This window comes from Nonomuraea sp. NPDC049714, assembly GCF_044465295.1.
GTDB lineage: Bacteria > Actinomycetota > Actinomycetes > Streptosporangiales > Streptosporangiaceae > Nonomuraea.
The window spans coordinates 512,114-529,803 of sequence record NZ_JBITLM010000002.1 but is presented as its reverse complement, the minus strand read 5'-3'; the positions used below and the strand labels follow the sequence as shown (position 1 = coordinate 529,803).

At 71.6% G+C, this 17,690-nt stretch carries 21 protein-coding genes and 1 pseudogene; 14 read left to right on the top strand and 8 right to left on the bottom strand.

Annotation, left to right across the window (positions count from 1 at the left end):
• Nucleotides 1-66: 66 nt before the first annotated feature.
• A complete protein-coding gene (locus ACIBQX_RS09360) occupies nt 67-273 on the top strand; it encodes a hypothetical protein (RefSeq protein WP_397003891.1) in 207 nt (68 codons plus the stop codon).
• Here the strand turns inward: ACIBQX_RS09360 and ACIBQX_RS09355 are convergent.
• A pseudogene (locus ACIBQX_RS09355) lies at nt 214-345 on the bottom strand (hypothetical protein); the annotation flags it as partial. The gene ACIBQX_RS09360 and the pseudogene ACIBQX_RS09355 sit on opposite strands and share 60 nt — an antisense overlap.
• Between ACIBQX_RS09355 and ACIBQX_RS09350 the strand changes: the two are divergent.
• A complete protein-coding gene (locus tag ACIBQX_RS09350) occupies nt 335-862 on the top strand; it encodes an SseB family protein (RefSeq protein ID WP_397002402.1) in 528 nt (175 codons plus the stop codon). The pseudogene ACIBQX_RS09355 and the gene ACIBQX_RS09350 sit on opposite strands and share 11 nt — an antisense overlap.
• Here the strand turns inward: ACIBQX_RS09350 and ACIBQX_RS09345 are convergent.
• Together ACIBQX_RS09345 and ACIBQX_RS09340 are read right to left on the bottom strand one after the other, a co-directional pair.
• Nucleotides 779-1,861, bottom strand: a complete 1,083-nt coding sequence (locus ACIBQX_RS09345; protein WP_397002400.1) for a hypothetical protein — start codon at nt 1,859-1,861, stop codon at nt 779-781. The genes ACIBQX_RS09350 and ACIBQX_RS09345 overlap by 84 nt on opposite strands.
• Nucleotides 1,840-2,769, bottom strand: coding sequence for a hypothetical protein (locus ACIBQX_RS09340; protein ID WP_397002398.1), 930 nt, complete (start codon nt 2,767-2,769; stop codon nt 1,840-1,842). Before ACIBQX_RS09340 ends, ACIBQX_RS09345 begins: the two co-directional genes overlap by 22 nt.
• Nucleotides 2,770-2,907: 138 nt before the next feature.
• Here ACIBQX_RS09340 and ACIBQX_RS09335 point away from each other — a divergent pair, with 138 nt between their 5' ends.
• The 5 genes from ACIBQX_RS09335 (at nt 2,908) to ACIBQX_RS09315 (ending at nt 7,242) form a co-directional block, all read left to right on the top strand.
• Nucleotides 2,908-3,543, top strand: coding sequence for a prepilin peptidase (locus ACIBQX_RS09335; protein ID WP_397002396.1), 636 nt, complete (start codon nt 2,908-2,910; stop codon nt 3,541-3,543).
• 44 nt (nt 3,544-3,587) lie between these two features.
• Nucleotides 3,588-4,769: a chorismate synthase gene (aroC, locus tag ACIBQX_RS09330; RefSeq protein ID WP_397002394.1), complete on the top strand. Its 1,182-nt coding sequence runs from the start codon at nt 3,588-3,590 to the stop codon at nt 4,767-4,769.
• The gene (locus tag ACIBQX_RS09325; protein WP_397002392.1) at nt 4,766-5,278 is read left to right on the top strand and encodes a shikimate kinase; all 513 of its coding nucleotides are present in this window, start codon (nt 4,766-4,768) and stop codon (nt 5,276-5,278) included. The genes aroC and ACIBQX_RS09325 overlap by 4 nt, the downstream gene beginning before the upstream one ends.
• A complete protein-coding gene (aroB, locus tag ACIBQX_RS09320; protein WP_397002390.1) occupies nt 5,275-6,351 on the top strand; it encodes a 3-dehydroquinate synthase in 1,077 nt (358 codons plus the stop codon). Before ACIBQX_RS09325 ends, aroB begins: the two co-directional genes overlap by 4 nt.
• Before the next feature lie 132 nt (nt 6,352-6,483).
• Nucleotides 6,484-7,242 carry an SGNH/GDSL hydrolase family protein gene (locus ACIBQX_RS09315; RefSeq protein WP_397002388.1) on the top strand — a complete coding sequence of 253 codons (759 nt, stop codon included), beginning with the start codon at nt 6,484-6,486 and terminating at the stop codon, nt 7,240-7,242.
• A gap of 149 nt (nt 7,243-7,391) precedes the next feature.
• Here ACIBQX_RS09315 and ACIBQX_RS09310 read toward each other — a convergent pair whose 3' ends face one another.
• Both ACIBQX_RS09310 and ACIBQX_RS09305 read right to left on the bottom strand, forming a co-directional pair.
• On the bottom strand, nt 7,392-7,517 hold the full coding sequence (locus ACIBQX_RS09310) for a hypothetical protein (protein WP_397002386.1): 126 nt from the start codon (nt 7,515-7,517) through the stop codon (nt 7,392-7,394).
• Nucleotides 7,518-7,632: 115 nt separating this feature from the next.
• Complete coding sequence (locus ACIBQX_RS09305) at nt 7,633-9,624, bottom strand: ATP-dependent DNA helicase (RefSeq protein ID WP_397002384.1); 1,992 nt, start codon at nt 9,622-9,624, stop codon at nt 7,633-7,635.
• 227 nt (nt 9,625-9,851) lie between these two features.
• Here ACIBQX_RS09305 and ACIBQX_RS09300 point away from each other — a divergent pair, with 227 nt between their 5' ends.
• Complete coding sequence (locus ACIBQX_RS09300) at nt 9,852-11,057, top strand: hypothetical protein (RefSeq protein WP_397002382.1); 1,206 nt, start codon at nt 9,852-9,854, stop codon at nt 11,055-11,057.
• A gap of 10 nt (nt 11,058-11,067) precedes the next feature.
• Here the strand turns inward: ACIBQX_RS09300 and ACIBQX_RS09295 are convergent, their stop codons facing one another.
• Nucleotides 11,068-11,325, bottom strand: a complete 258-nt coding sequence (locus ACIBQX_RS09295; protein WP_397002380.1) for a ubiquitin carboxyl-terminal hydrolase 14 — start codon at nt 11,323-11,325, stop codon at nt 11,068-11,070.
• A gap of 99 nt (nt 11,326-11,424) precedes the next feature.
• On the opposite strand from ACIBQX_RS09295, the gene ACIBQX_RS09290 reads away from it, so the two are divergent.
• The 5 genes from ACIBQX_RS09290 (at nt 11,425) to ACIBQX_RS09270 (ending at nt 13,419) form a co-directional block, all read left to right on the top strand.
• Nucleotides 11,425-11,814, top strand: a complete 390-nt coding sequence (locus tag ACIBQX_RS09290; RefSeq protein ID WP_397002378.1) for a hypothetical protein — start codon at nt 11,425-11,427, stop codon at nt 11,812-11,814.
• 45 nt (nt 11,815-11,859) lie between these two features.
• Nucleotides 11,860-12,186 carry a YidH family protein gene (locus ACIBQX_RS09285; protein WP_397002376.1) on the top strand — a complete coding sequence of 109 codons (327 nt, stop codon included), beginning with the start codon at nt 11,860-11,862 and terminating at the stop codon, nt 12,184-12,186.
• Between the two features lie 2 nt (nt 12,187-12,188).
• Nucleotides 12,189-12,518, top strand: coding sequence for a DUF202 domain-containing protein (locus tag ACIBQX_RS09280; RefSeq protein ID WP_397002374.1), 330 nt, complete (start codon nt 12,189-12,191; stop codon nt 12,516-12,518).
• Nucleotides 12,519-12,575: 57 nt separating this feature from the next.
• Complete coding sequence (locus ACIBQX_RS09275; protein ID WP_397002372.1) at nt 12,576-12,887, top strand: hypothetical protein; 312 nt, start codon at nt 12,576-12,578, stop codon at nt 12,885-12,887.
• A gap of 112 nt (nt 12,888-12,999) precedes the next feature.
• A complete protein-coding gene (locus ACIBQX_RS09270; RefSeq protein ID WP_397002370.1) occupies nt 13,000-13,419 on the top strand; it encodes a hypothetical protein in 420 nt (139 codons plus the stop codon).
• 1 nt (nt 13,420) lies between these two features.
• On the opposite strand, the gene ACIBQX_RS09265 is transcribed toward ACIBQX_RS09270, so the two are convergent.
• A complete protein-coding gene (locus ACIBQX_RS09265; RefSeq protein WP_397002368.1) occupies nt 13,421-15,265 on the bottom strand; it encodes an ABC transporter ATP-binding protein in 1,845 nt (614 codons plus the stop codon).
• A complete protein-coding gene (locus tag ACIBQX_RS09260; protein WP_397002366.1) occupies nt 15,262-17,043 on the bottom strand; it encodes an ABC transporter ATP-binding protein in 1,782 nt (593 codons plus the stop codon). Before ACIBQX_RS09260 ends, ACIBQX_RS09265 begins: the two co-directional genes overlap by 4 nt.
• A 112-nt stretch (nt 17,044-17,155) precedes the next feature.
• Here ACIBQX_RS09260 and ACIBQX_RS09255 point away from each other — a divergent pair, with 112 nt between their 5' ends.
• Nucleotides 17,156-17,635 (top strand): nucleoside deaminase, encoded by a 480-nt coding sequence (locus ACIBQX_RS09255; protein ID WP_397002364.1) that lies wholly within the window; start codon nt 17,156-17,158, stop codon nt 17,633-17,635.
• Nucleotides 17,636-17,690: the final 55 nt, after the last annotated feature.

The window sequence follows — 17,690 nt, the reverse complement described above, 5'->3', positions numbered from 1 at the left end:
GGACGTTCTTTCATGGGACGCACGCCCTCTTTCGGGGATCAAGGCCCTGGCGTGAGGCTCCGCAGCATGTCGGCGATCTCGCGGACCTCGCTTGCCGGACGCGACTGCGATGACCAGGTCATACGCCGCGTCATCGTCGACCGGCTCGAGATCCAAGCCGTTCTTGGCGCAGAAGACGTACAAAGTGAGCCAGCCTGCGCGCTTGTCGCCGTCAACGAAGGGGTGATTGGTCACGATGGAGTGCAGCAGAGCGGCGTACCTTGCCTTGCGTGACCGACCGTTTACGCGAGGCTGGTGCGGAGGGCGGGGTGACGCGCGGGTAATCTCGGGCGTTGTGCCGAGCATTCCTCAGCCTCTCGACCCCACCGACGACGGCGGCGCCGCCCCGGCCGTGGCCGCCGCGCTGGCCGCCTACCAGGACGGCACGGCCGGGCCCGACCGGGTGCTCGGCGCCCTCGGCGGCGCCCGCCTGCTCGTCCCCGTCGTCGCCCTGCTGACCGAGTCCGAGGTGGGCGAGCACGGGCTGCGGCAGGAGAAGGAGAGCGAGATGGCGCTGCCCAAGCTCGTCGGCCAGGACGGCAGGCAGGCCGTGCTCGCCTTCACCGGCACCGAGGCGCTGACCCGGTGGCGCGCCGACGCGCGGCCCATCCAGGCGACCACCCTGCAGGTGTGTCAGGCGGCCGTCAGCGAGCAGGCGGCGGCCGTGGTGGTGGACGTGGCCGGGCCGGTGCCGTTCGTGATCGAGGGCGAGGTGCTGCGGGCGCTGGCCGCGGTCGAGTCAGGCACCGTCGACCGCCTCTCCGGCGTCACCGTCGCCCGGGTGGTGCCGGTCAGGAAGCGGCGCTGGTTCTCCAGGAGATGACCGCGCCTCCCACGCGTTGACCGCCCGGTTGGCCGCATGGTTGGCCAGGGCGTGGATGACGTTGATGGTGACGATCGCCGGCGCGACCACCGCGACGAACCCGTCCAGCGAGCGTTCGAAGACCAGCGCCAGGATGACCGCGGTGACGCCGTTCTGCTGGGCCAGCGCCAGGTGCACGCGGTCCATCACCGGCAGCCGCCAGGTGAGCAGCGCCGCGGCCAGCATCTGGGCGGCGAACGCGGTGACGCCCAGCACGATCCCCTCGGCGACGTCGACGCCGCCGACCAGCAGCATCCCCATGAGGAGGGCGGCCAGCGGGAACGCCACCGACACCGCCTGCTCGACCCGCCGGCTGTCCGGCAGGCGCAGGAACAGGCCCGCGATCGCCAGGCCCAGCATGAGGAACGTCCACGCGCCGACCAGGATCGCCGTGACCGCGGTCGCGTGGATCAGCCACGGGGGGCCACCGCGGACCAGTCGCCACACCAGGTAGGCGACGACGGCGAACAGCGCGTTCCAGCCGAGGTCCGCCACTTCGCCCAGCCCCACGCCGTCACCGGAGAAGGCGAGCGTGGCCGCGTACACCGACAGCACCACGGTCACCGGGTCGTCGAACGACGACCAGGCGGCCAGGATCGTCCTGGCCCTGGCCGACAGCCGGGACTCGGTCAGCACGGCGGCCACCGAGAGGGGGTCGATCTGGGCGACCGTCACCGCCAGCACCAGCGCGAACGGGTCGTCGTAGAAGAAGAAGATCACGGCGGCGATGAACGCGGCCTTCAGCACCACCCCGACCGTGACCGCGAGCACGATGATCCCGGCGTTCGCGCGCGCCTCGGCCCGGTCGATGCCGTGCGTGCTCCCGTACAGGCCGACCGCCAGCAGCAGTGAACTCGCCAGCATGTACGCCGGCGAGTGCTGGAGACCGTCGAGGCCGGTCAGCTCCGCCAGGCCCCAGCCGGTGAGGAGGACGAGGATCAGGAGCCGGATTCGGGCCACCCGCGCTCTTTCTTGAGGGGACGCAGGACGCCGCCGCGTTCCGGGGGGAGACGCTGGTTGATCGGCGGGAGGGTGAAGTGGCTGCGGATCATGTCGACGAGCCTGGCCATCTTGTCGTCGGCGATGTCGACCTTGCGCTGGTCCAGGGTGACGCCGACGAGGTAGCGGCCGCGGTCCACCCAGTAGTGGTAGAGGGCGCCGCGCTCCAGGTCGACGACGGTCCTGATGACCGAGCCGCTTCCCATCGTGCTGAGCTGGGAGTCGAGCCGCTGACCGAGCCAGTCGAGCTGACGGCCGATCTTGAGGTAGCCGTCGCGGCGCTCGTCGGCGGTGGTCTCGTGGAAGAAGTGCCTGAGGTCGGCGTCGTCGAGCACGTCGGTGTAGAAGCAGCAGCCCTGCGTGTCGAAGAACGCCACGAAGTGCAGGTCCTCCTGGTCGACCATGGACACGCAGCTGCCGAGCGCCTTCTCCATCGCCTGGCTCAGCTCCGGCAGGGTCCGGATCAGGATCTCCGACTCGCCGATCACCTTGCGCTTGGTCGTGGTGGGCGCGGGCCCCGCCGTGGCGTCCAGGTAGGGCAGGTAGAGGCCGCGCCGGTAGAGGATCAGCAGGTAGGAGCCGGTCAGCACGGTGAAGACGCTGAGCCCGATCATGGTCAGCCCGAGCAGCTCGCCGGGCAGGCTGGACCGCCACAGCACCGGCCCGAAACCGGCGACGAACCCGAGGACGAGCTCGACGACGGCGGCCACGGTCAGGGCGGTGACCAGCATCACGGGCAGCCTGCCCCGGACGTTGCCGGCCACGAGCGCCACCAGCGCCAGCGCGACCAGCACGGAGATCACGGTCAGCGCGCGCGAGACGCTGTACTCCTCGCCCTCGATGTACCAGGCCAGAATCTCCAGCAACACCGGAACTAGGACAAACGTCGCAATGATTACCGCGATTCTTGCGTATTTGTCCCGGGCCACGCGGAAATTGTCCGTCGAACAGTGCCGCGTGAACCGCCGCCATGGCGCAACGTCCGCGCCGCACGTAAAGTCTGCCCCGTGCTCGCACTGCTGGCGCTCCTCGGGCTCCTGGCCGGCCGCTACGTCAGGACCCTGGCCGGCGCGTTCGGGGCCGACCCCGCCGACACGCGCGCCGAGGCCCGCGCCGCGTTCACGAGCGTCGTGCGTACGGTGCCCGTCCCGGCCTGGCCGCCCCTCTACGAGCTGGTGACCGCCGCCGTGATCGTGCTGGTCGCCTGGCGGGCGGGCCTGCCGTACGTGTACGCCGCGCTGGTGGGCACGGCCCTGGCCGCGATCGACTGGCGCACCTCCCGGCTGCCCGACGTGATCACGCTGCCGTCGTACCCGATCATGGCGCTGACCCTCGTCCCCACCGGCGAGCTGCCCAGAGCGCTGCTCGGCGGGCTGGCGCTGGCGGCGCTGTACGGCCTCCTGTGGCTGGTCAGGCCCACCGACCTGGGGCTTGGCGACGTCAAACTGGCCGGGCTCATCGGCCTGGCGTGCGCCGCGCTGAGCTGGCAGACCTGGACCGTGGCGGCGCTCGGCGGGCAGCTCCTCGGCGCCCTCTACGCGGTCCTGCTGCTGGTCACCGGGCGGGGCACGCGCCAGACGCAGTTCCCGTTCGGGCCCTTCATGCTCCTCGGCGCGCTCACCGCGCTCTGTCTCGGCAGGTGAACGGCCGGACATCCCACTAGGCCGCACATGGAAGACTTGTAGGCATGTTGCGCTGGTTGACCGCTGGAGAGTCCCACGGCCCCGAGCTCGTTGCCATCCTCGAAGGGCTGCCCGCCGGGGTCCAGGTGACGACGGCCGCCATCGATGAGGCGCTGCGCCGCCGCCGCCTCGGCTACGGCCGGGGCGCCCGCATGAAGTTCGAGCAGGACCAGGTGACGATCTCCGGCGGCGTCCGGCACGGCCGCACCATGGGCAGCCCCGTCGCCGTCCGGGTCGGCAACACCGAGTGGCCCAAGTGGGAGAAGGTCATGGCGGCCGACCCCGTGGACCCGGCGGAGCTCGAAGGGCTGGCGCGTAACGCGCCCCGCTCCCGCCCCCGGCCCGGCCACGCCGACCTCGCCGGGATGCAGAAGTACGGCTTCGACGACGCCCGACAGGTGCTCGACCGGGCCAGCGCCCGCGAGACCGCCGCCCGGGTCGCGCTCGGCGAGGTCGCCAGGCGCTTCCTCAAGCAGGCGCTCGGCGTCGACATCGTCAGCCACGTCACCGCCATCGGCGGCGCCCGCACCCCCGCCGAAGGGCTGCCCGGCCCCGGCGACCTGGCCAGGATCGACGCCGACCCGGTCCGGTGCGCCGACCCCGAGGGCAGCGCCGCCATGATCGAGGTGATCGACCGGGCCCACAAGGACGGCGACACGCTCGGCGGGGTCGTCGAGGTGCTCGCCTTCGGCCTGCCGCCCGGCCTGGGCAGCTACACCCACTGGGACCGCCGCCTCGACTCCCGGCTCGCCGCCGCTCTGATGGGCATCCAGGCGATCAAGGGCGTGGCGCTCGGTGACGGCTTCGAGACCGCGCACCGGCCAGGCTCCCGCGCCCACGACGAGATCGAGTACACCACCGAGGACGGGGTCCGGCGCATCACCAACCGCGCGGGCGGCGTCGAAGGCGGCATGACCAACGGCGAGATCCTGCGGGTCAGCGCCGCGATGAAGCCCATCTCGACGGTGCCCAGGGCGCTCGCCACGATCGACGTCAAGACCGGCGAGGCGGCCAAGGCCCACCACGAGCGCTCCGACGTGTGCGCCGTCCCGGCGGCGGGCGTCGTCGCCGAGGCGATGGTCGCGCTGGTGCTGGCCGACGCCGCGCTGGAGAAGTTCGGCGGCGACTCCGTCGAGGAAGTCGCCCGCAACCTGTCCGGCTACCTCTCATCCATGGTGATCAAATGACCGTCACAACGCCCGCGGCCGTGCTGATCGGCCCGCCCGGGTCCGGCAAGACCACCCTCGGCCGCCTGCTCGCCGAGCGGCTCGGCGTACGTTTCCGCGACACCGACGCCGACGTGGAGGCCGTCGCGGGCAAGCCCGTGGGCGACATCTTCATCGAGGACGGCGAGGACCGCTTCCGCGAGCTGGAGCTGGAGGCCGTGCGGCAGGCGCTGCGCGAGCACGACGGCGTCCTGTCGCTCGGCGGCGGCGCCGTGCTCAACGAGGAGACCCAGGCCCTGCTCGCCGGCCACGCCGTCGTCTACCTGCAGGTGGGCCTGGCCGACGCGGTCGCCAGGGTGGGCCTCGCCGCCGCCAGGCCGCTGCTCGTGCTCAACCCGCGCAGCCAGCTGAAGAAGCTGATGGAGCAGCGGCGGCCCATCTACGAGCGGCTGGCCGTCCTGACGGTCGCGACCGACAAGCGGGAGCCGGAAGAGCTCGCCGACGAGATCATCAAGGGGCTGGGCAGATGACCGCGACCAGGATCGCCGTGCGCGGCGACAGCCCCTACGAGGTCGTGGTCGGCACCGACGTGCTCGGCGAGCTGCCCGGCCTGCTCAAGCCGGGCGTGCGCACGGTCGCCGTGATCCACCCGGAGAGCCTGCCGGAGCTCTCCGGCCCCGTCTGCGCTGTGCTGTCCGAGGCCGGCCATGACGTGGTGCCGCTGCCGGTGCCCGACGGCGAGCAGGCCAAGACCGTCGAGGTGGCCGCGCAGCTGTGGTCCGCGCTCGGCCGCCACGGCGTCACCCGGTCGGACGCCGTCGTCGGCGTCGGCGGGGGAGCCACCACCGACCTGGCCGGGTTCGTCGCCGCCACCTGGCTGCGTGGCGTGCAGGTCGTGCTCGCCCCCACCACGCTGCTCGCCATGGTCGACGCGGCCGTCGGCGGCAAGAACGGCATCGACACCCCCGAAGGCAAGAACCTCGTCGGCACCTTCCTGCCCCCCGCCGGAGTGCTGTGCGACCTGGCGACGCTGTCCGGCATGCCGCGCGCCGACTACGTCGCCGGGCTCGCCGAGGTCATCAAGGGCGGCTTCATCGCCGACCCGGCCATCCTCGCCCTCATCGAGGAGGACCCCGAGGCCGCCCGCACGCCGGAGGGACGGCACACCCGGGAGCTCGTCGAGCGCAAGATCCAGATCAAGGCCGACGTCGTCGGCGCGGACCTGCGCGAGGCGGGACTGCGCGAGATCCTCAACTACGGCCACACCCTCGGTCACGCCATCGAGCGCGCCGAGAACTACCGGATGCGCCACGGTGAGGCCGTCGCCATCGGCATGGTGTACGCCGCCGAGCTGTCCAGGCTCGACGGCCGGATCGGCGCCGACCTCGTCGAGCGCACCCGCTCCATCCTCACCTCGGTCGGCCTGCCCACCTCCTACCCCCTCGCCGCCTGGCCGCAGTTGCGCGACCACATGCGGCTGGACAAGAAGAACCGCGGTGCCAAGCAGCGCTTCGTCGTCCTGGACGGCCTGGCCAAGGTCGGCCGGCTCGAAGGCCCGGCGGAGGAGCTGCTCGAAGCCGCCTATCGGGCCATCGCGGGATGAGCCGGGCGGCCACCGGCCGTCCGGCGAGAACACGCCAAGACTTGACGCGTGTCGCCGGGTGTCGGCGCGGGATTCCCACTACAGTCGTGGCCCACGCCGCAGCACCCACAAAGCGGAGATGAACAGCAGGTCATGAGGCATTACGGCTCCTTCGTGGCCCTTGGTGACAGCTTCACCGAGGGACTCAACGACCCCGGCACCGACGGCCACTACCGCGGCTGGGCCGACCGGGTCGCGGAACGGCTCGCGCTGGACGACTCGTCGTTCCGCTACGCCAATCTCGCGGTGCGCGGCAAGCTGCTCGACCAGATCGTCGCCGAGCAGGTCCCGCTGGCCGTCCAGATGGCTCCCGACCTGGTCAGCCTCTGCGCCGGCGGCAACGACCTGCTGCGTCCTGGCAGTGACCCCGACGTGATGGCGAAGCAGCTCACCGCCGCCGTCCGCGAGCTCCGCTCCAGCGGCGCGGACGTGCTGCTCTTCACCGGCGTCGACCCGCGCGACATGCCGCTGATGCGGCGCCTGCGCGGCCGCTTCGCCATCTTCTACCTGCATGTACGGTCCATCGCCGACCTGTACGGCTGCCGGCTGGTGGATCAGTGGTCGATGCAGGGGCTGCGTGACTGGCGAGCCTGGAGCGAGGACCGCCTGCACATGAACGCCGACGGCCACCGCCTGGTGGCGGCCCGGGTCCTCGACGTCCTGGGGGTGCCCTTCGACGACTGGCACAAGGTGTGGCCGGACAGAGCCGTCGACCCCCGCGCCCGGCGCCGCGAGGACGCCCAGTGGATGCGCGAACACCTGGTCCCCTGGATGAGCCGCCGCCTACGCGGCATCTCCTCCGGCGACGGCCTCACTCCCAAACGCCCCGAACTCTCCCATTGGGAATCCTGACCCCACCCACCCACAGGGGACCGGATCCGGCACCAGAGCGGCGACCGCCCACGCGGGCGAGCGCCCCTGCCGGCTCAACCGGTCCCCGCGACACCCCTCACCCTTCGACCGGTCCCCGCGACACCCTCAGCCGGCCCACGTGTCACCCCTCAGCCGGGAAAGCAAGCGCCGTTACGGCGGCCCGCCACCCCACCCTTGGGCAACGCCTCCCGCGCGCCCCGCAGGAGGACGGCGGTCGGCGCCCACTCGGCCGCGCCGTAAAAAATGACCCCCACCCAGAACGGTATGTCGACAGCGGGACCCCGCTGAGCGCGATGGGCGGCCGCGTGCGGGACGACGACAGCGGGCCGTCCGCTGGACGGGACGTTGAAGCGGACGGGCAGGCGGGGGTCAGGATTCGGTGGACAGGCGTTTCAGGGCGGCGCGGGCCACCGCCGGGTCGGTGGTGCGCCAGAACGGGGGGAGGGAGCCCAGCAGGAAGCCGCTGTAGCGGGCGGTGGCCAGCCGGGGGTCCAGGACGGCGATGACGCCCTTGTCGTGCTGGGAGCGCAGCAGGCGTCCGGTGCCCTGGGCGAGCAGCAGGGCGGCGTGGGTGGCGGCCACGGTCATGAACCCGTTGCCGCCCTTGGCCGCGACGTGCCGCTGCCTGGCCGAGGTGAGCGGGTCGTCGGGCCGGGGGAAGGGCACCCGGTCGATGATGACCAGACGCAACGAGGGCCCGGGGACGTCCACGCCCTGCCACAGGGACAGGGTGCCGAACAGGCAGGTCTCCTCGTCCTCGGCGAACTGCTTGACCAGCAGCATGGTGGAGTCGTCGCCCTGGCAGAGCAGCGGGACCTTGAGGCGGTCGCGCAGCGCCTCGGTGGCGGCCTTGGCGGCCCGCATGGAGGAGAACAGGCCCAGGGTGCGCCCGCCGGCGGCCTCGATCAGCTCGGTGATCTCGTCGAGGTAGGCCTGCGGGAGGCCGTCCCGGCCGGGCTGGGGGAGGTGCTTGGCGACGTAGAGGATGCCGGCGCGGGGGTGGTCGAAGGGGGAGCCGACGTCCATGCCCTGCCAGCCCTTGTCGCCGAGGCCCCACTGGCGTGCCATGCCGTCGAACGTGCCGCCAAGGGCCAGCGTGGCCGAGGTGAGGACCACGGTGCGGTCGCCGAAGAGCTTGTCGCGCAGCATGCCGCCCACGTTGAGCGGCGCGACGCGCAGCATGGGCGGGCGCCGGTCGGTGGCGCCGTCGAGCCAGACGACCTCGGACCTGTCGGTCTCGGAGGCGTGCCCGTAGGCCTCCAGCATGCGCACCGCGGTGTCGTGCACCTCGTCCAGGGCGGTGAACGCCGCCTTGCGCTGGCCCGCCTTGTCGGGATCGTCCTTGTCGCCGCCGCGGGGCCCGAGCGCGGTCAGGCAGCGGGCGGCGCTGTCGCGCACCAGCGCGAGGGTCAGGCCGAGCACCTCCGGCAGCTCGTCCACGCGGCCGGGCGGGGCGGCGGACAACAGCGCCTTGAGGTCCTCGCCCGCCTCCTGGAGCTGGTCGGCGACCGGCTGGTCGATCAGGCGGCCGACGCGGCGCACGGCCAGGGAGACGGAGGTCTCCGACAGCTCGCCGGTCACCACCGAGGTCACCCGGTCGACGAGCTCGTGCGCCTCGTCGACGACCACGACGTCGTGCTCGGGCAGGACGGGCAGGTCGCCCATGGCGTCGATGGCGAGCAGCGCGTGGTTGGTGACGACCACGTCGACCTCGCCGGCCCGCGCCCTGGCCAGCTCGGCGAAGCACTCGGCGCCGCTGGGGCAGCGGCTCGCGCCCAGGCACTCCTGGGCGCTGACCGAGAACTGCCGCCAGGCCTGCTCGCTGACGCCGGGCACCAGCTCGTCGCGGTCGCCGGTCTCGGTCTCGTCGGCCCATTCCTGGATGCGCTGGACCATCCGGCCGGTGGCGCTGACCTCGCGCGGGTCGAAGAGCTGGTCCTGCTCGTCCTCCTCGGGCCAGCCCGCGGTCGCCTTGTAGCGGCACAGGTAGTTGCGGCGGCCCTTGAGGATGGCGTAGGTCGGCTCGTGCGGCAGCTCCTTGGCGAGCGCCTCCGCCAGCCTGGGCAGGTCGCGGTCGACGAGCTGGCGCTGCAGCGCGATCGTGGCGGTCGACACCACGACGGGGGTGTCGGTGTCCATGGCGTGCCGGACCGACGGCACCAGGTAGGCGAGCGACTTGCCGGTGCCCGTGCCGGCCTGGACCGCGAGGTGCTCCTCGTCGTCGATGGCCTGCTGAACGGCCTTCACCATCGTGATCTGGCCCTGCCGTTCGCTGCCTCCGAGGGCGTCGACGGCGATGCTGAGCAGTGAGTCAGCGGTCGGGAGATGGGAGTCCGGCACGGCAGTAAACGCTACCCGCATTCCGGGGTGGCCGCGCCGAACGCCGAGTGATCGGCCAAACGCATCCCGGCGTTCCCCGGGACCTTCGCCGCCTCGCGTGGCACACTGGGCGATCGGAACTCCAACCGGTCAACCAGTCTTGCTGACGTGGCCTGAGGGGTCACCGGTGGGGAGGGGAAGTCCGGTTAGGTAGGGTTTTCCGGGGTTGAGTGGACGGATAAAGGCTGGTTGAAGCAATAATGTCTGCCATGTCGGAAGTTGTCCCGTTGCCGTCGTTCGGCGAAGTGTTCTTCGATGCCCGAGGCCAGGAGCGGTGCCTCCGGGTCACCTGGCATGAGGGCACCCTGGTCCTCAGCCTGTGGCGAGGAGAGATGTGCACCGCGAGCTTCCGCATGCCGATGAACGACGTCGGCCGGTTGCTCGACACGCTCGACGAGGGGTTCGCCGAGGCCTCCGGTGAGCAGCCCGCCGTGCCCGACCAGGAGGCCGGCACCGAGGTGTTCCCCGGCACCGGCCAGTATCAGCGCCCGCCCAATCCCGTGCAGCCGCCGCAGGACGAGCGGCCCACGGCCGCGCTGGCGCCCAACGACGTGCTGGTGGCCAGGGGGACCCCGCCGCCGCCCCAGGACAAGCTGGTGGCCTCCTACAGCGAGACGACCCCGCCGCGCGGCACGCCCACCCCGCAGCGGCAGCCCTTCACCGGCCCCCAGTACGCCGACCAGGGCGGTGGCGACCGCTACGGCGCGCCCCAGCCGTATGCCGACCCGGGCCCCGCCGAGCCCTTCTCCGGGCCGCAGTACACCGACAGCGGCTACAGCGACCCGCTCTCGGGGCCGCAGTACGTCCAGCCGCCGCCTCCCGCCGTCCCCTTCACCGGCCCTCAGTACGTCGAGGAACAGCACGCGAGCGCGGGCCAGCCCGTTTACCAGATGCCGGACGACAGGCGGCGCCAGGCGCCTCTGACGACCGACCCGCTCGGTTTCCCCTCCCAGGCCGCCGAGCCCTACCACTCCGGCGAGACCTACGCCGCGCCCCAGCCGGAGCCGTTCCCGTCCAGGCAGCCCGACCCTTACGGCGGCCAGGACCAGCACTACCGGCAGCAGCCGCCCCCGCAGAGCCCGCCGCCGGCGGGCGCGGCGGCGACGCCCGGGCTCGGCACCCCGATGCACGGCATCCCGGGCGCGGGCCGGCGTCACGACCCCTTCCACGGCAGCCCGGAGGCCACCTACGGGCAGAGCCCCACCTACGGTCAGGACCCCTACGGCCCGGCGGACAACCGGACCCCGCCCAACCCGGTGGACCCGCTGCTGGCGCTGGGCCAGCAGGCCGAGCCCTACCGGGGCCCGGAGGGCGACCTGAGCCGCCCGTACGTGGGCGACCCGATGTTCTCCACCGGCGAGCGGCTCCGCCCCGACCAGCAGTACGACGACCGGAGCGACCGCCGCGAGTGGTGAAGCCCGCGCGTCACCCCATGGTGCTGTCGACGAAACACCACCGCCAGGCCTCGTTGGGCTCGAACGACTGCACCACGGGATGGCCGGTGGCGCGGAAGTGCGCGGTCGCGTGCTTGGCGGGCGAGGAGTCGCAGCACCCGACGTGACCGCACTCCAGGCAGCGCCGCAGGTGCACCCACCGGCCGCCGGCCGCCAGGCACTCCTCGCAACCCTCCGGGGTCCGCGCCTCGGGGTCGGCCGACTTGGCAAGATGCTCACACGTAGTCATGACATCGATCCTAGAACGCCCATCCGGGTAGGTTCGGCGCGCCCGTCATCCACGCGGTTGTAGCGCCCCCGGCGCGTGGCCGTTGGGTAGGGTCGGGGCATGCGTCGCCTTCATAGACGGTTCGCGTCCCTTGCCGCCATCTCCGCGTTCGTGTTCGTCACCGGATGCGGAGAGGTCAATTCCACGATCGACAAGGCTCAGGCCTGCCTGGAGGCACCGAAGATCGTCGCCGACCTGACCGCCCAGCTGACCAGCCTGGCCAACGACCCGCAAGCCATGGAGAAGGCGCTCGACGACACGGCGGCCAAGCTCAACGACGTCGCCGACCAGGCCGCCAACACCACGATCAAGGAAGCCTCCGACGACCTGGCCGCCACCCTGTCCGGCATCAACGTGCAGAGCGTCAACGACGCGGTGGACGCCGCCCAGAAGGTCGGCGCCGACACCGCCGCCTACGTGCAGAAGGTCACCGAGGCCTGCACAGGCTAATCCCGCTATCTCTAGGGAGAATGGGTGCGAATTACCGTTTCTCTCATGGAGCCCGACCCGCGTTTCACCCTCGCCAACGAACGCACGTTCCTCACCTGGCTGAGCACCGCCCTGGCGCTCAGCGCGGGTGGGCTGGCCGTGGCGGCCGTGCCCGCCGACGTGTTCGTCCCCTGGCTGCGCACCGCGCTCGCCGTCGTGCTCGTGACGCTCTCGGCACTGGCCGCGGGCATGGCCTACCCGCGCTGGCGCAGCATCCAGCGCGCGCTGCGCGCCCAGGCCTCTCTCCCGCCGCCCGCGCTGGCGCCCGTCTTCGGGTACGGCGTCGCCGCCGTGGCGGTGCTGGCCCTGGTGCTCATCCTGCTGGCGGCCTAGAGGTGTCGCAGGAGGTCTGGGACAAGGGGCTGCAGAGCGAGCGGACCCGGCTGGCCTGGGTGCGCACCGCGGTGGCGCTGGCCACCGGCGGGCTGGGAGGTACCGGGCTGGGGGCGGCCGCCGGCCTGCCGCTGCCGGCCGTGGCCGGTTTCGCGCTGGCCGCCCTGTGCGGCGCGGTCCTGCTGATCAGGACGGGGGCGCGCTTCCGCCGCGTGCAGCGCGCCCTGCACGCGGGCACGCCGCTGAACAACGGCCTGGACGCGCTGTTCGCCTGGCTCGGCACGCTCGCCGTGGTCGCGGCCGCGCTCGTGTTCGTGCTGGCCGTCCGCTGACCCGGGTTGCGGAGCCGGGGAAAGGAGGCGGAGACTCGGAGGTGAGGAGGTGACCTCATGAGACAGGAGCACAGGAGCCTGCCCTTCGAGTGCCGGGGCTGCCTGCACGTCTGGGAAGAGGACTATCTCGTCAGGCTCGTCGACGCCCGTGACGGCACCGAGACCGAGATCTGGCTGCGGGGCGGCGTGCCCGTTCCGCCGCCCTCGTCGAACGTGGTCTGCCCGCGCTGCGGTTGTCAGCAGGCGGCCATGTTCCCGAGCGGCTATCTCGCCCGCCATCCGGAGCTCATCCCGGCCGAGCCTCGCGTCCCCGACGAGACCCCGCTGCTCAGCCCGGTTCCCGCCCGGAACCATTGGCTCCTAACCTGACACTGATAGTGACCTTTTAGTAACTCATGGTCGCACAAGGCCGCCCTTGTAGGGATGTGGACCCGCGCGCACACTCGGTTGCGGTGGCGGTCCCTGATCGGGGGGTGGTCTTGTGCGCGAGGAAATCGACACGCATCAGCTCTGGCCGTACGCATGCCTCTGCTGTCGGCACGTCTGGGAGGTGCGCTACACCATCAGGCGGCTGAGCGGCACCCGCGGCCGCGAGGCGGAGGTCTGGCTGAACAACGGCGTCGCCGTCCAGCCGCCCTGGGCGGACACCCTGTGCCCGTGCTGCGGAACGGTCCACACGACGTCGTTCCCGCCCGGCTACCTCGGCCGGCACCCGGAGCTGGTGCCCGCGCCCGAACCGGCGCCGGAGGAGAGGATCCCCCTGGTGCCCGCCCAGGCGAGGCGGGCGCCCGTGACGGGGGCGCCACGCACCCGCCTGCTGCTCGCCCTCGGGCTGCCGGTGCTGCTGGCCGCTGGGTACGAGATCTACCGGGTGGTGGCGGCCGTCACGCCCCCGCACTGACTCAGCTGAGGCTGTCCTGCCAGGCCTGGTGCAGGTCGGCGAAGCGGCCCGAGGCGGTGATCAGGTCGCTGGGCGGCCCGTCCTCGACGATCTCGCCCCGCTCCATGACCAGCACCCGGTCGGCGATCTCCACGGTCGACAGCCGGTGCGCGATGATCAGCGCGGTGCGGTCCGACAGGATCGTGCGCAGCGCCCGCTGGACCAGCCGTTCGCTCGGCACGTCGAGGCTGGAGGTGGCCTCGTCCAGGATCAGCACCGCCGGGTCGGCCAGGAACGCCCTGGCGAACGCGACGAGCTGGCGCTGCCCCGCCGACATGCGGCCGCCGCGCTTGCCCACCTCCGTCCGGTAGCCGTCGGGCAGCGCCGAGATGAACTCGTGCGCGCCGATCGCCCTGGCCGCCTCCCGCACCTCCCGGTCGGTGGCGTCCGGCCTGCCGAACTTGATGTTGTCCAGGACCGTGCCGCTGAACAGGAAGTTCTCCTGCGTCACCATGACCACGGCCCTGCGCAGCGTCGGCTCGTCCAGGGTGCGCAGGTCGACGTCGTCCAGCAGCACCCGCCCCGCCGTCGGGTCGTAGAAGCGGGAGATGAGCTTGGCCAGCGTCGTCTTGCCCGCCCCCGTGGAGCCGACCAGCGCCACGCTCTGCCCGGCCGGGATCGTCAGGTCCAGGCCCGGCAGGATCGGCATCTCCTCGACGTAGGCGAACCTGACCGCCTCGAACCGCACCTTGCCGCGCGGCTCCGGCAGCGGGGTGGGCTCGCGCGGCTCCGGCACACCCGGCTCCTCCTCCAGCACGCCCGACAGCTTCTCCAGTGCCGCGCTGGCGGACTGCAGCGTGTTGTAGAACTGGCTGATCTCCTGCATGGGCTCGTAGAAACCGCGCAGGTAGAGCAGGAAGGCGGTCAGGACGCCGACCGTGACCTCGCCATGGAAGGCCAGCCAGCCGCCGTAGAACAGGACGCCGGCGATCGTGACGTTGCCGATCAGCTTGATGCCCGGCATGAAGACCGCGATGAGCTTCATGGCCCGGACGTTGGCCTCCCGGTAGTCGTCGTTGACCTCCCGGAAGATCTCCTGGTTGCGCGGCTCCCGGCGGAAGGCCTGCACCGCGCGGATGCCGGTCATCGACTCCACGAAGTGCACGATGACCAGCGCCACCGTCTCCCTGGTGCGCCGGTAGACGATCGCCGACTGCCGCCTGAACCAGCGGGTGAACAGCAGCAGCAGCGGCAGCGGGATCAGCGCCACCAGCCCGAGATGGAAGTCCAGCACCAGCAGCAGCGCGGCCGTGCCGAACATCGTCAGCACCGCGGTGACCAGGCCGTCGAAGCCGGAGTGCAGCAGCTCGGCGATGGCCTCGATGTCGGAGGTGAGCCGGGAGATGACGCGCCCGGAGGTGTACTTCTCGTGGAAGCTCAGCGACAGCCGCTGGAAGTGGTCGAACACCCGCCTGCGCAGCTCCAGCAGGATGTCCTGGCCGATCCGGCCCGACATCGTGAGGAACGCCTGCCGGGTGAGCGCCTGGGTGACCGCCGCCGCGAGGATGACGCCCACCACGGTCAGCAACGTGCCGGGCCCGGTGCCGCGCAGCATCGGCGGGATGCCGGCGTCGATCCCCACCTTCACCAGGTAGGGGATGGCCAGCCCGGCCCCGTTGGAGACGATGATGATCGCGGTGAGCAGGGCGATGGCCTTGCGGTGCGGGGTGAGCAGGTCGCCGAGCAGCCTGCGGGAGCGCACCCGCAGCAGCCCGCTGACCTTGTCCGACAGCTCGTCCTGGTCCTCGGAGGCCACCCCGCGCCACGAGCCGGTCGATGGGGTGGGGGTCGTCGTCGGGGTGGTCAACGCAGGGCTCCTTCCGTGGGATCCAGGTCGGCGTCCTGCGCCAGCAGTGCGCGGTAGGCGGGCACCTCGTTCAGCAGGTCCTGGTGCCGGCCCACATGCGTGATCGCGCCGTCGGCCAGCAGCGCCACCTTGTCGGCAAGCAGCACCGTGGAGGCGCGGTGCGCGACCACGATGCCGGTCGCCTCCCGCAGCACCTCGCGCAGCGCCTTCTCCACCAGCGCCTCGGTCTCCACGTCGAGCGCCGACAGCGTGTCGTCGAGCACCAGGATCTTCGGCTTGCTCAGGACGGCCCGCGCCAGCGCCAGCCGCTGCCGCTGACCGCCGGACAGCGACAGGCCCTGCTCGCCGATCCGGGTGTCGAGCCCCCAGGGCAGGTCGTACACGAACATGGCCTGGGCGGTGCGGATCGCGCCGGCCAGCTCCTCCTCGGTGGTGTCCTGGCGGCCGAGCGTGAGGTTCTCGCGCACGCTCATGGAGAACAGCGTCGGCTCCTCGAACGCCGTGGCCACCACCGAGCGCAGCTCCGGCAGCGCGAGGTCGCGCACGTCGTGCCCGTCGATCGTGACCCGGCCGGCCGTGGGGTCGATCAGCCGGGGGACCAGGGCGGTCAGCGTCGTCTTGCCGGAGCCGGTGGCGCCCACCACGGCGACCGTCTCGCCCGGCCGGACCTCCAGCCAGACGTCGTGCAGCACCGGCCGGTCGGCGTCGGGGAAGCGGAACCCGACCCCCTCGAAGCGCAGATGGCCGCGCGGCTGCTCGATCCGGCCGGTGCCGCCGGTGATGGACGGCACCATGTCCATGACCTCCATCACCCGGTCGGCGGAGGTCATCGCCTCCTGCGCCATCGCCAGGATGTAGCCGAGGCTGGCGATCGGCCAGACGAGCTGGAGCACCAGAGTGGTGAACGCGAACAGCGCGCCCAGCGTGAGCTGCCCCTGCCCGACCGCCAGCGCCCCCACCAGCAGCACCAGCGCGAGGGTGAAGTTGGGGATCACCTCCAGGAAGGTGAAGAAGCGGGCGGACAGCCGCACCTTGTCCATGGAGGTGTCGTAGACCTTGACCGCGGCCTCGTCGAAGCTCTCGTACACATGGTGACGGCGGCCGAACGCCTTGATGGTCCGGATGCCGATCGCCGACTCCTCGACGAAGGTGCCGAGGTCGCCCTGCTCGTCCTGCACCTGACGGGAGATCTTGATGTAGCGCTTCTCGAACCGCATGGACAGCATCACGATCGGCACCGCCGAGGCCGCCACGAGCAGCCCGAGCGGCCAGTGCTTGGTCAGCAGCAGCGCGGTGACCACGATGAGCTGCAGGACGTTCATGACCAGGAAGAGCATGCCGAAGCCGGTGAACCGGCGGATGGTCGACAGGTCGGTGGTGATCCGCGACAGCATCTGCCCGGACTGCCAGTCGCCGTGGAAGCTCATCGGCAGCCGCTGCAGGTGGGCGTAGACATCGTCGCGGATCGCCGTCTCCAGCCCGAGCACGGGCTTGATCTGCGCCCAGCGGCGCAGGAAGATCAGCAGCGCTTCGAGTACGCCCAGCCCGAGGGCGATCGAGCCGAGCAGGAGCAGCGCGCCGCCGTCCCCGTCGCGCACGGGGCCGTCGACGACCTGCTCGCCCACCAGGGGCAGCGCGATGCTGGCGCCGATGCCGATCATCGCGGCCAGCCAGATGAGCGTCAGCCTGACCACGTACGGGCGGAGATAGGACCGCAGCCGCCACAATGAGTTGGTTCTGAGCAGGGGACGACGAAGTGAGCGCGTATCAGGAGGCATCCTTGTAAGGCTAATACGGCCGATCAACCGAATTACGGAACCACGACCGCCGGTGAGCATGTCGTGGCGGGACGGGAACCGACCCCTGACGTTCGCGTGGCAGGGTGTCCCTATGAACGAGTCAGACCTGCGCCACCTGCGCAAATGTGTCCAATTGGCAGCACGAGCCCTCGAATCGGGCGACGAGCCGTTCGGCTCCGTCCTGGTCTCCGGCGACGGCGAGGTGCTGGCCGAGGACCACAACCACGTCGTCGCCACCGGGGACCGGACCAGGCACCCGGAGTTCGAGCTGGCGCGCTGGGCGGCGGCCCACCTGACGGTGGACGAGCGCGCCGCGGCCACCGTCTACACCTCCGGCGAGCACTGCCCCATGTGCGCGGCCGCGCACGGCTGGGTCGGGCTGGGACGGATCGTGTACGCCGCGTCGTCGCGGCAACTGGGGGAGTGGCTGGCGGACATGGGCGTCGAGCCGCCTCCCGTCCGGACGCTGGCCGTCCGGGAGGTGGTGCCGGACGCGGTGGTCGAAGGACCCGCGCCGGAGCTGGCGGAGGAGGTGCGTGAGCTGCACCGCCGCTTCCACGCCGGGTCCTGAACGCAAGACTCCCGCCTTTACAGCAAGTAATAGCAATTATGTGCTGGTATTTATG